The 12,063-nt window shown below is 66.3% G+C and carries 10 protein-coding genes; all 10 read right to left on the minus strand.

Annotation, left to right across the window (positions count from 1 at the left end):
* The 10 genes from H0X90_RS17210 to H0X90_RS17255 all read right to left on the minus strand — a co-directional run bounded on the left by H0X90_RS17210 (position 1) and on the right by H0X90_RS17255 (position 12,048).
* Complete coding sequence (locus tag H0X90_RS17210; RefSeq protein ID WP_006485733.1) at positions 1–1,200, minus strand: acetyl-CoA C-acyltransferase; 1,200 nt, start codon at positions 1,198–1,200, stop codon at positions 1–3.
* A gap of 70 nt (positions 1,201–1,270) precedes the next feature.
* Positions 1,271–3,706, minus strand: a complete 2,436-nt coding sequence (locus H0X90_RS17215; RefSeq protein ID WP_077189722.1) for a 3-hydroxyacyl-CoA dehydrogenase/enoyl-CoA hydratase family protein — start codon at positions 3,704–3,706, stop codon at positions 1,271–1,273.
* A gap of 113 nt (positions 3,707–3,819) precedes the next feature.
* Positions 3,820–5,607 (minus strand): acyl-CoA dehydrogenase C-terminal domain-containing protein, encoded by a 1,788-nt coding sequence (locus H0X90_RS17220; RefSeq protein WP_006485746.1) that lies wholly within the window; start codon positions 5,605–5,607, stop codon positions 3,820–3,822.
* A 58-nt stretch (positions 5,608–5,665) separates the two neighbouring features.
* A complete protein-coding gene (locus tag H0X90_RS17225) occupies positions 5,666–6,265 on the minus strand; it encodes a TetR/AcrR family transcriptional regulator (protein WP_006485742.1) in 600 nt (199 codons plus the stop codon).
* Positions 6,266–6,465: 200 nt separating this feature from the next.
* Complete coding sequence (gene clsB, locus H0X90_RS17230) at positions 6,466–7,740, minus strand: cardiolipin synthase ClsB (protein ID WP_006485739.1); 1,275 nt, start codon at positions 7,738–7,740, stop codon at positions 6,466–6,468.
* Entirely contained in the window at positions 7,737–8,231 is a 495-nt protein-coding gene (nudB, locus tag H0X90_RS17235) for a dihydroneopterin triphosphate diphosphatase (RefSeq protein ID WP_006485748.1), read from the minus strand. Before nudB ends, clsB begins: the two co-directional genes overlap by 4 nt.
* Positions 8,232–8,390: 159 nt before the next feature.
* Positions 8,391–10,193, minus strand: coding sequence for an aspartate--tRNA ligase (gene aspS, locus H0X90_RS17240; RefSeq protein ID WP_006485737.1), 1,803 nt, complete (start codon positions 10,191–10,193; stop codon positions 8,391–8,393).
* 67 nt (positions 10,194–10,260) lie between these two features.
* Positions 10,261–10,911 (minus strand): DUF502 domain-containing protein, encoded by a 651-nt coding sequence (locus H0X90_RS17245; protein WP_006477842.1) that lies wholly within the window; start codon positions 10,909–10,911, stop codon positions 10,261–10,263.
* Positions 10,912–10,972: 61 nt separating this feature from the next.
* Positions 10,973–11,326 carry an FmdB family zinc ribbon protein gene (locus H0X90_RS17250; protein ID WP_006497387.1) on the minus strand — a complete coding sequence of 118 codons (354 nt, stop codon included), beginning with the start codon at positions 11,324–11,326 and terminating at the stop codon, positions 10,973–10,975.
* Between the two features lie 95 nt (positions 11,327–11,421).
* Entirely contained in the window at positions 11,422–12,048 is a 627-nt protein-coding gene (locus H0X90_RS17255) for an SAM-dependent methyltransferase (protein ID WP_006487899.1), read from the minus strand.
* Between the last annotated feature and the right edge of the window lie 15 nt (positions 12,049–12,063).

Here is a 12,063-nt window from a genome sequence, read left to right on the forward strand (position 1 = left end):
TTACAGGCGTTCGATGATGCCCGCCGCACCCATGCCGGTGCCGACGCACATCGTGACCATCCCGTACTTCAGGTTGCGGCGGCGCAGGCCGTGCACGACGGTCGCCGCGCGGATCGCGCCGGTCGCGCCGAGCGGGTGGCCCAGCGCGATCGCGCCGCCCATCGGGTTGACCTTCGACGGATCGAGGCCGAGGTCGCGCATCACCGCCAGCGATTGCGCGGCGAACGCTTCGTTCAGCTCGATCCAGTCGAGATCGTCCTGCTTCAGGCCGGCGGCCTTCAGCGCGGCCGGAATCGCTTCCTTCGGACCGATGCCCATGATTTCCGGCGGCACGCCGCGCACCGCGAAGCTCACGAAGCGCGCGAGCGGCGTCAGGTTGAATTCCTTGAGCACCTTCTCCGACACGACGAGCAGCGCGCCCGCGCCGTCCGACGTCTGCGAACTGTTGCCGGCCGTGACCGAGCCCTTGTTCGCGAACACCGTGCGCAGCTTCGCGAGGCCTTCGAGCGACGTATCCGCACGCGGACCTTCGTCGAGCTTGATCTCGCGCGTCTTCACGTCGATTTCGCCCGTCGCGAGGTTCGGGAAACGCTCGCTGATCGTGTAGGCGGCGATCTCGTCGTTGAACTCGCCGGCCTGCTGCGCGGCGAGCGCCTTGCGGTGCGACTCGACCGAGAACGCGTCCTGGTCTTCGCGGCTCACCTTCCACTGCTCGGCGACGCGCTCGGCGGTCAGGCCCATCCCGTATGCAATGCCGAAATCTTCATTGCGATCGAAGATGTGCGGCGACATCGACGGCTTGTTGCCCATCATCGGCACCATGCTCATCGATTCGCAGCCGCCCGCGAAGATCGCGTCCGATTCGCCGACGCGGATGCGGTCGGCCGCCATCGCCAGCGCGGTGATGCCCGACGCGCAGAAGCGGTTGACCGTCACGCCGCCGACCGTCTGCGGCAGGCCGGCGAGCAGCGCGCCCATGCGCGCGACGTTCAGGCCCTGCTCGGCTTCCGGAATCGCGCAGCCGATGATCGCGTCCTCGATCACCTTCGTGTCGAGGCCGGGCACCTGCGCGACCGCCGACTTGATCGCGTGGACCAGCAGCTCGTCCGGCCGCGTGTTCTTGAAGACACCGCGCGGGGCCTTGCCGATCGGCGTGCGGCTGGCGGCGACGATGTATGCGTCTTGCAGTTGTTTGCTCATTTCAGACTCCTGTCGACCCGAGCGGGCGCTTCAGCGCCGGCCCGGGCCCCATACAAAGTTATCCGCTCGCTCAGTTACGCACCGGCTTGCCGGTCTGCAACATGCCCATGATCCGTTCCTGCGTCTTCTGCGTGCCGAGCAGCTCGACGAATGCGCGACGCTCCAGCGCGAGCAGCCATTCTTCGTCGACCAGGCTGCCGGCTTCGACGTCGCCGCCGCACACGGCTTCGGCGATGCGGCTCGCGATCAGGTAGTCGTGGTCGCTGATGAAGCGGCCGTCACGCATGTTGACGAGCGATGCCTTGATCGTCGCGATCGCCGAACGGCCTGCAACCGGCACGTCCTTCGCACGCAGCGGTGCGCGGTAGCCGGTGTCGGCCAGCGCACGCGCTTCCTTCTTCGCGGTGTCGAGCAGTTCGAACACGTTGAAGACGATCGTGTCGGACGACTTCACGTAGCCCATCGCACGGGCGTCGTGCGCGGACGCCGACACCTTCGCCATCGCCGCGTTCTCGAACGACTTCGTGACGAACTTCAGGATGTCGGTGGTCGCGTTCGCGGCCGTCGCGGCGTCCGCCGCGCGCAGCGCCGCTTCCTTCAGGCCGCCGCCCGCCGGCACGAGGCCGACGCCCACTTCGACGAGACCGATGTAGCTCTCGACGTGCACGACGCGCTTCGCGCTGTGCAGCATCAGCTCGCACCCGCCGCCGAGCGCGATGCCCGACACGGCCGCGACGACCGGCACGTTCGCGTACTTCACGCGCAGCATGCCTTCCTGGAACTTCTTCACGAACGGCTCGATGCCCTTCGCGCCGCCCATCATGAACGCGGGCATCGCCTCCTCGAGGTTCGCGCCGGCCGAGAACGGGCCGCCCGGCGTGCCGAGCTTCAGCGACGTCGGCTGCCAGATCACCACGCCCTTGTAGTCCTTCTCCGCGAGTTCGATCGCCTGCACGAGGCCGTCGATCACGCTCGGTCCGATCGTGTTCATCTTCGACTTGAACGACACGATCACGACGTCGTCTTCACCGGCGCGGTCGTCGACCCATGCGCGCACCGCGTCGGTCTCGAACAGCGTCTTGCCGTACGTCTTCGGATCGGCACCCGCTTCGCCGAGCAGCGGCGCACGGAATACCTGCTTGCCGTAGACCGCGAGGTCCGAGCGCGGCACGAAGCGCTTCGCGGCCGGCGCCCACGAGCCTTCGGCCGTGTGCACGCCGCCCTTCTCGGCGACCGGGCCTTCGAGCACCCACGACGGCAGCGGCACGTTCGCGAGCGCCTTGCCGGCCGCGATGTCTTCCTGCACCCACTCGGCGACCTGCTTCCAGCCGGCGGCCTGCCAGCCTTCGAACGGACCTTCGTTCCAGCCGAAGCCCCAGCGGATCGCGAGGTCGACGTCGCGCGCGTTGTCGGCGATCGACTCGAGATGCACGCCGATGTAATGGAACACGTCGCGGAAGATCGACCACAGGAACTGGGCGTGCGGATGATCCGTCTCGCGCAGCAGCTTCAGGCGTTCCGCCGGCGGACGCTTCAGGATGCGGCCGACCGTTTCGTCCGCCTTCGCGCCCGAATCGACGTAGGTGCCCGTCTTCGCGTCGAGCACCTTGATCGCCTTGCCTTCCTTCTTGTAGAAGCCGCCGCCCGTCTTCTGGCCGAGCGCGCCCTGCTTCACCAGCTCGGCGAGCACGGCAGGCGTCTGGTAGACCGGGAAGAACGGATCGTCGGCGAGGTTGTCCTGCATCGTCTTGATCACGTGCGCCATCGTGTCGAGGCCGACCACGTCCGCGGTGCGGAACGTCGCCGACTTCGCGCGGCCGAGGCGGCTGCCCGTCAGGTCGTCGACTTCGTCGAAGCGCAGGCCGAACTTCGCGGCCTCGGTGATCACCGCGAGGATCGAGAAGATGCCGACGCGGTTCGCGATGAAGTTTGGCGTGTCCTTCGCGCGCACGACGCCCTTGCCGACGACGCTCGTCAGGAAGGTTTCGAGCTGGTCGAGGATCTCCGGGCGCGTATGCGCGGTCGGAATCAGCTCGACGAGGTGCATGTAGCGCGGCGGGTTGAAGAAGTGCACGCCGCAGAAGCGCGACTTCAGCTCGTCCGAGAAACCTTCGGACAGCTTCGTGATCGACAGGCCCGACGTGTTGGTCGCGAAGATCGCGTGCGAAGCGATGTGCGGCGCGACCTTCTTGTACAGGTCGTGCTTCCAGTCCATCCGCTCGGCGATCGCCTCGATCACGACGTCGCATTCGGCCAGCTTCGCGATGTCGTCTTCGTAGTTCGCCGCTTCGAGGTACTTCGCATCGTCCTTCACGCCGAACGGCGCGGGCGACAGCTTCTTCAGGTTCTCGATCGCCTTCAGCGCGATCGCGTTTTTCGGGCCTTCCTTGGCCGGCAGGTCGAACAGCAGCACCGGCACGCGCGCGTTGATGAGATGCGCGGCGATCTGCGCGCCCATCACGCCGGCGCCCAGCACGGCGACCTTGCGAATCAGGAAATTGCTCACGGGATGTCTCCGGATAGTGTCGTGCAGCGCGGAATGTGAGGGCTGCACGGCGAAGTGAGTACCAGGAACCGTTGCGTCCGGGCGGCGCGCGGCGCGCACCGCCCTGAATCGCGTCAGAACAGCGATTCGTCGACTTCCATCAGCGTCTTCGAACCGGCGCGCGCGGCGCGGATCGTCGATGCCGTTTCAGGCAGCAGACGCGCGAAGTAGAAGCGGGCGGTGGCGAGCTTCGACTTGTAGAACGGATCGCCCGACGCTTCCTTGTCGAGTGCGAGACGCGCCATGCGCGCCCAGAAGTACGAGAACACCAGGTGGCCGACGGTGCGCAGGTACGGCACGGCGGCCGCGCCGACTTCGTCGGGGTTCTGCATCGCCTTCATGCCGATTTCCATCGTCAGCTTCTGCACCTTTTCACCGATGTCGGCGAGCGGGTTGATGAACTCGGCCATCTCCGGCTTCACGCCTTCGGCTTCCGCGAATTCGGTGACGAGCTTGCCGAACTTCTTCAGCTTCGCGCCCATGTCGCCGAGCACCTTGCGGCCCAGCAGGTCGAGCGACTGGATCGAGTTCGTGCCTTCGTAGATCATGTTGATCCGCGCGTCGCGCACGTATTGCTCCATGCCCCACTCGGAGATGAAGCCGTGGCCGCCGTAGATCTGCATCGCGTGGTTGGTCGACTCGAACGCGTTGTCGGTCAGGAACGCCTTGATGATCGGCGTGAGTAGCGCGACGAGGTCGGCCGCTTCCTTGCGCACCGCTTCGTCGGCGTGCGACAGCTCCTTGTCGATCTGCAGCGCGGACCAGTACGTGAATGCGCGCGCGCCTTCCGCGTAGGCCTTCTGCGTGAGCAGCATGCGGCGCACGTCCGGGTGCACGATGATCGGGTCGGCCGGCTTGTCCGGTGCCTTCGGGCCCGTCAGCGAGCGCATCTGCAGGCGCTCCTTCGCGTACGTCAGCGAGTTCTGGTACGCGACTTCCGTGAGGCCGAGGCCCTGCATGCCGACGCCGAGGCGCGCGGCGTTCATCATCACGAACATCGCGTTCAAGCCCTTGTTCGGCTCGCCGACCATCCAGCCCTTCGCGCCGTCGAGGTTCATCACGCACGTCGAGTTGCCGTGGATGCCCATCTTGTGTTCGATCGAGCCGCACTTGATGCCGTTGCGCTCGCCCGGCTCGCCCGCGGCGTCCGGAATGAACTTCGGCACGATGAACAGCGAGATCCCCTTCGTGCCTTGCGGCGCGTCCGGCAGGCGCGCGAGCACGAGGTGGATGATGTTCTTCGACATGTCGTGCTCGCCGCTCGAGATGAAGATCTTCGTGCCGCTGATCGAGTACGAGCCGTCGCCGTTCGGTTCGGCCTTGGTGCGCAGGATGCCGAGGTCGGTGCCGCAGTGCGGCTCGGTCAGGCACATCGTGCCCGTCCATTCGCCCGACACGAGCTTCGGCAGATATTGCTGCTGCAGTTCCGGCGCGCCGTGCGCGTGCAGGCATTCGTACGCGCCGTGCGACAGGCCCGGATACATCGTCCACGCCTGGTTCGCCGAGTTCAGCATTTCGTAGAGTGCGTTGTTCACGAACGCGGGCAGGCCCTGGCCGCCGTAGTCCGGATCGCAGCCGAGCGCCGGCCAGCCGGCCTCGACGTATTGCTGATACGCTTCCTTGAAGCCGGTCGGGGTCTTCACGACGCCGTCGCCTTCATACGTGCAGCCTTCGCGGTCGCCGACCTGGTTCAGCGGGAACAGTACCTCGGAGCAGAACTTGCCCGCTTCCTCGAGGACCTGGTTGATCGTGTCGGCGTCGAGGTCCGCATGCTTGGGCATTTGCTTGACTTCGGCTTCGACGTTCAGAAGCTCGTGCAACACGAATTGCATGTCGCGCAGCGGCGCGGCGTACTGTCCCATGACTCTCTCCAAAGGTGGGCAAAACGGCTCGAGCTCCTGGCGGGCGGGTCACGCGCCGCTAACGGCTCTCGCTCTGATACGAAACAATCGTCTTTTCCAGCGCGGCCCACGTGAGGCGCACGGCGTCCGGCGAATGCAGGAAGCGTGCGTCGTGATGCAGGCCGAGCGTGAAGCTGTACAACTCGAAGAGCATCAGTTCCGGATCCGTGTCCGTGCGCAGATGCCCTTCTTCCATCGCCTGCGAAATGGCGCGCAGCAACGCGGCACGCCAGGCGGTCACGCTCGCGATCAACTGCTCGCGCACGGGGCTGTCCGGCCGGTCGTCGTACTCCACTGCGCCGCTGATGTAGATGCACCCGGTCGTCACCTCCTGGATGCGCTTCTCGATCCAGCGCGCCAGCATCGCCCGAAGACGCGGCAGACCGCGCGACTCGCGCAGGCTCGGAAAGAACACCTCGTTTTCGAAACGATGGTGGTACTCGCGGACGACCTCGACCTGCAGGTCTTCGCGCGATCCGAAGTGCGCGAACACGCCGCTCTTGCTCATCTGCATGCGCTCGGCCAGCAGGCCGATCGTCAGCCCCTCCAGCCCGTCACGGCTGGCGAGGTCCAAAGCAGCTTCAAGTATCGCGGCACGCGTCTGTTCGCCTTTTCGCATAGCTATTTCTGTAACCGTTCGGGGGTTCGAATAAAATCGAACGGCCGTACTATTATTGAGTGCGGCCGCTCGCGAAACAAGGAAATTATTAGAAACCGGTGTCTAACCGAGCCGCTATTTTGCGCGATTCCGGCGGGACCGGAGCGGCTTTTCCGCACGAACGTGCGGACAGATTTTTTGAAGCGAATACTTAGTCGGCGTCAGTCGTAACCGCCGACCGTCAGCGCCTTCATCACGACACGGTAGGTCGTGTACGCGAGCCAGTTCAGCAGCCGCTCGACGCGCGGGCGCGCCGCGTAGTGCGCGGCATCGATCTCCCGGCCTTCGGCGAACGCGGTGGCGATCGCGTCGCGCAACTGGTTCGTCACTGCATCGTAGCGCACCAGCACGACGTTCGCTTCATTGTTCAGCATCAGGCTCAGCGCGTCCAGATTCGACGAGCCGACCGTCGCCCAGTTGTCGTCGATCACGGCGACCTTGCCGTGCAGGATCGTCTTGTCGTATTCGGCGACGCGCACGCCCGCGCGCAGCAGCGTGTGATAGAGGAACGGTACGGCCGTATCGAGCGCCGCGAATTCCTTGCGGCCGATCAGCACCTGCACGTCGACACCCCGCCGCGCCGCGCCCGTCAGCGCGCGACGCAGCTTGCGGCCCGGCATGAAATACGGATTCGCGAGCAGGATCCGCTGGCGCGCCTGGCCGATTGCCGCGAGATAGGCCTTCTCGATCGCGCGGCGGTTCACGACGTTGTCGCGCGCGACGAACGCGACGCTCGGCTCCGTCACGACCCGCAGCGCGCCGGCCTTGATCCACCGGTGGCTGCGCATCCAGCGCCGGAACATGTCCGGGAACGCTTCGCCGCCGTGCAGCCCGGCCGCGTACTGCGCGTACGGCTTGTGGCCGAACTGGATCCGGTGCCATTGCAGCTCGAACGCGGCACGCACGTCGGACACCGCGGGCCCGGCCATCTCGACCGCGAAATCCCAGCGCGGGAACGGCAGCGTCGCGCTGCCCTGCGTGTAGTCGTCGACGATGTTGATGCCGCCGCAGAACGCGACCGCATGATCGATCACCGCGAGCTTGCGGTGCGTGCGCGAGAAGCCGAAGCGGCCGAACAGGAAACGGTTGTAGATGCAGTGCTCGACGCCGGACTCGGCCCACGTGTCGAACAGCGGCAGGCGTGCGGTGCCGATACCGTCGGTGATCACCCGCACGCGCACGCCGCGCTGCGCCGCGCGGATCAGCGCGTCCGACACCGGGCGGCCGGCCGCGTCGTCGCAGAAGATGTAGGTTTCGAGCATCACCTGCTCGCGGGCGGCGTCGATCCGCTCGATCAGCGCGTGGAAGAATTCGCCGCCGGTTTCGCACAGCCGCACCGTGTTGCCGGCCGTAAACGCGAGCCGCGACGCGGAGCCGCGCTCCTGCAGAAACATCTGCCGCAATTGCGCGAAGCGCTTGCGGGTCTCCGCATTCATGCGGACGAGCCGTGCGGCGCACGCGCGAGGGCCACGCGCGCGGGCAATTGCAGGATCGCCTCGGCGTTCGACGGCGAGAAGCAGCGAGCGGCCGCCTCGCGGAACGGCAGCCACGCATGGTCGACATGCTCGCGCGGCGACAGCGTCACGTCGACGCGATGCGGCACGCACAGGCCGAACCAGTGCTCGACGTTGCGCGTGACGCCCGGCGCATAGCGATGCAGGTATTGCGGATAGATCGTGTATTCGATCCGGTGGTGCCAGTCGACGAGCGCGCTGGCCGGCACGTCCGGCGTGCCGACCGCGATGCCGGTTTCCTCGGCCACTTCGCGCGCGGCGGTGAGCGCGAGCGGCTCGTCGAGCGCGTCCTTCGAGCCGGTGACCGATTGCCAGAAATCGGGCTGGTCGGCACGCTTGATCACGAGCACATCGAGGTCGGGCGTGTAGATCACGACGAGAACGGATTCGGGGATTTTCGGCGGCTTCGTCATCTTTGTTTCATGCGGCACAGGGCCGTGCGCCGGGCCTGCGCCCGAACGTGCGGCAAGTGCTGCGACTGTACCGCAAAAAATGAAAAAGGCGCATCACTGCGCCTTTTTCATGGGCGTCGTGTGCGCGTGACCACGCACACGACCGGGGCGAGAAGCGCGTTACGCCTTCGGCTGCTCCGGCTGACGCAGACGGATGTGCAACTCGCGCAGCTGACGCTCGTCGACCGGGCTCGGCGCCTGCGTGAGCAGATCCTGCGCACGCTGCGTCTTCGGGAACGCGATCACGTCGCGGATCGAATCGGCGCCGGCCATCATCGTGACGATGCGGTCGAGACCGAACGCGATACCGCCGTGCGGCGGCGCGCCGTACTGCAGCGCGTCCAGCAGGAAGCCGAACTTCGCCTGCGCTTCTTCCGCGCCGATCTTCAGCGCGCGGAACACCTTGCTCTGGACTTCCTCGCGGTGGATACGCACCGAGCCGCCGCCGATTTCCCAGCCGTTCAGCACCATGTCGTACGCCTTCGCGAGGCAGCGGCCCGGGTCGGTCTCGAGGTACTCGAGGTGCTCGTCCTTCGGGCTCGTGAACGGATGGTGCGCGGCGACGTAGCGTGCATCTTCGTCGTCGTATTCGAACATCGGGAAGTCGACGACCCACAGCGGCTTCCAGCCGGCCTGGACGAGACCGTTCGCCTTGCCGAATTCCGAATGGCCGATCTTCAGGCGCAGCGCGCCGAGGCTGTCGTTGACGACCTTCGCGCGATCGGCCGCGAAGAAGATGATGTCGCCGTCTTCGGCGCCGGTGCGCTCGAGGATCGCCGCGATCGATGCATCGTGCAGGTTCTTGACGATCGGGCTCTGCAGGCCGTCGCGGCCCTTCGCCTTCTCGTTGACCTTGATCCACGCGAGGCCCTTCGCGCCGTAGATGCGCACGAATTCCGTGTAGCCGTCGATGTCGCCGCGCGACAGCTCGCCGCCCTTCGGCACGCGCAGCGCCGCAACCCGGCCGTCCTTCGCGTTGGCCGGCGTGCTGAACACCTTGAAGTCGACATCCTTCATCGCGTCGGTCAATTCGGTGAATTCGAGCTGCACGCGCAGGTCCGGCTTGTCCGAACCGAAACGCGCCATCGCTTCCGAGTACGGCATCACCGGGAATTTCGCGTCGAGCTCGACGTCGATCGTCGTCTTGAAGATGTGACGGATCATGTCTTCGAACAGGTCACGGATTTCCTGCTCGCCGAGGAACGACGTCTCGCAGTCGATCTGCGTGAATTCCGGCTGACGGTCCGCGCGGAGGTCTTCGTCGCGGAAGCACTTGGTGATCTGGTAGTAACGGTCGAAGTTCGCGACCATCAGCAGCTGCTTGAACAGCTGCGGCGACTGCGGCAGCGCGAAGAACTGGCCCGCGTTCACGCGCGACGGCACGAGGTAGTCGCGCGCGCCTTCCGGCGTGCTCTTCGTCAGCATCGGCGTCTCGATGTCGATGAAGCCCTGCTCGTCGAGGTACTTGCGCGCCTCGATCGCGACGCGGTAGCGCAGGCGCAGGTTGTGCTGCATCTGCGGGCGGCGCAGGTCGAGCACGCGGTGCGTGAGACGCGTCGTTTCCGACAGGTTGTCGTCGTCGAGCTGGAACGGCGGCGTGACCGACGCGTTCAGCACGTTCAGTTCGTGGCACAGCACTTCGATCTTGCCGCTCTTCAGGCCGGCGTTGACCGTGCCTTCCGGACGGTTGCGCACGAGGCCCTTGATCTGCACGCAGAACTCGTTGCGCACGCCTTCGGCGGTCGCGAACATCTCGGCGCGATCCGGGTCGCACACCACTTGCACGAGGCCTTCACGATCGCGCAGGTCGATGAAGATCACACCGCCGTGATCGCGGCGGCGCTGCACCCAGCCGCACAGCGACACGGTTTGGCCCAGCAGGTGTTCGGTCACGAGACCGCAGTATTCAGTACGCATCGACATGATGTTTGCTTTCGTTCGGTTTGATCAACGGGCGCCGCAACGCGCGGCCCGGGCGATGATTCTTTACTTACAGCGGCGGCTCGACGGGACGGCGGGCGGGCGCCGGAGCCGGCGCCGAAGGCGCCACGACGCCCATCGAGACGATGTACTTGAGCGCGGCATCGACCGACATGTCGAGTTCGATGACTTCGCTCTTCGGCAGCATCAGGAAGAAGCCCGACGTCGGGTTCGGCGTCGTGGGCACGTACACGCTCACGTACTCTTCCGTCAGATGGTTGACCACGTCGCCGCCGGGCGTGCCGGTCAGAAACGCGATCGTATACGAGCCGCGGCGCGGGTATTCGATCAGCAGCGCCTTGCGGAATGCATTGCCGCTGCTCGACAGCAGCGTGTCGGACACCTGCTTGACGCTCGTGTAGATCGGCCCGACGACCGGGATGTGACGCACGACCGCGTTCCACCACGTGACGAGCTTCTGGCCGATGAAGTTCTGCGTGGCCAGCCCGACGACGAAGATGAACGCGAGCGTCAGCACCGCGCCGATCCCCGGCAGATGGAAGCCGAGCATCCGCTCGGGCTGCCACGATTCGGGCAGCAGGAGCAGCGTCTGGTCCATCGTGCCGATGATGAGGCCGAGCACCCACAGCGTGATCGCGAGCGGGACGAGAACCAGCAGGCCGGTCAGGAACACCGTTTTCAGGGTCGTCTTTTTCATCATCTGCCGTCAATGAACCGCGCCGGCGGCGCGGGTTGGTCGCGACCCGGACGGGCCGCGACGGTCAACTACCGGCGGCGGGCGCTGCGGCCGGAGCCGGCGCGGCGCTCGTCGTCGAGGTACTGCCCGAACTGCTCGCCGCAGCCGGCGCGGCCGCGGCGGGTGCGGCTTCAGCCGCCGGTGCGGCCGGCGCCGCGTCGCCCGACGCCGTCGCCGGCGCGCTGGTGCCGCCCGAGCCGCCGCGGAAATCGGTGACATACCACCCCGAGCCCTTCAGCTGGAAACCGGCGGCGGTCACCTGTTTGCGAAAAGCATCCTTCCCGCATTCAGGGCATTGCGACAGCGGCGCGTCGCTCATCTTCTGGAGCACGTCCTTCGCGAAACCGCACGCTTCGCATCGATAGGCGTAGATCGGCATGATATTTTTCCCGCAGAAACTGGAAACGGCTTGCAAAACCTTGAATTATAGCCGAAACCCTGGCGCGCTCCGGCAATGGCCGCGACGCCCGCGCATCAGCGGCGACGCCACGTGAGCCAGCGCTCGTGCCCGTCGAACACGGCCAGCGAATCGGTCACGGGCAAATCCTCGACCAGCTCGAAGTGCGGCGCGAGCAGCGCATCGAGTTCCGCGCGCTCGATCCCGAACGGCGGCCCCTTCGGTTTCGCCACCACGAAGAAATAGCCGGCCAGCAATCCGCCCGCGGGCAGCAGCTCGGCCATGCGCGCCGCATAGTCGGCACGCAGGCTCGGCGGCAACGCGCACAGGAACGCACGCTCGTACACCCACTGCACGTCGAACGGCGGCCGGTACTGGAAAAAATCGGCCTGCTCGACGACGTCCGCATGCGCGCCGAGCTGCGCCTTCGCCGCAGCGACCGCCTGCGCGGCGAAATCGATCGCCCGCACCGGCCAGCCGGCCTGCGCGAGCCAGCCGGCCTCCTGCGCGCTGCCGCAGCCGGGAATCAGCACCGCGCGCGGCGCCAGCCGCTGCGCGAACACGCGAAAGCCGTCCGGCACGCCGCCGAATTCCCACGGCGTCACGCCGCGCTCGAAGCGCTCGTTCCAGAACGACGCGCTGCCCGGGTCGCGTGTCGCGAAATCGGTGGCCGACGGTGCGGCCGGTTGCTTCGGATCGGACATCGCCGTGCTCCTTTC

Source organism: Burkholderia sp. 9775_39 (assembly GCF_015712225.1).
GTDB lineage: Bacteria > Pseudomonadota > Gammaproteobacteria > Burkholderiales > Burkholderiaceae > Burkholderia > Burkholderia cenocepacia.

Coding starts and splice junctions, on each gene's coding strand:
- H0X90_RS17250 (WP_006497387.1), bottom strand. CDS start 11,326: ATGCCGATCTACGCCTATCGATGCGAAGCGTGCGGTTTCGCGAAGGAC.
- H0X90_RS17210 (WP_006485733.1), bottom strand. CDS start 1,200: ATGAGCAAACAACTGCAAGACGCATACATCGTCGCCGCCAGCCGCACG.
- H0X90_RS17220 (WP_006485746.1), bottom strand. CDS start 5,607: ATGGGACAGTACGCCGCGCCGCTGCGCGACATGCAATTCGTGTTGCAC.
- aspS (WP_006485737.1), bottom strand. CDS start 10,193: ATGTCGATGCGTACTGAATACTGCGGTCTCGTGACCGAACACCTGCTG.
- nudB (WP_006485748.1), bottom strand. CDS start 8,231: ATGACGAAGCCGCCGAAAATCCCCGAATCCGTTCTCGTCGTGATCTAC.
- H0X90_RS17255 (WP_006487899.1), bottom strand. CDS start 12,048: ATGTCCGATCCGAAGCAACCGGCCGCACCGTCGGCCACCGATTTCGCG.
- H0X90_RS17245 (WP_006477842.1), bottom strand. CDS start 10,911: ATGATGAAAAAGACGACCCTGAAAACGGTGTTCCTGACCGGCCTGCTG.
- H0X90_RS17225 (WP_006485742.1), bottom strand. CDS start 6,265: ATGCGAAAAGGCGAACAGACGCGTGCCGCGATACTTGAAGCTGCTTTG.
- clsB (WP_006485739.1), bottom strand. CDS start 7,740: ATGAATGCGGAGACCCGCAAGCGCTTCGCGCAATTGCGGCAGATGTTT.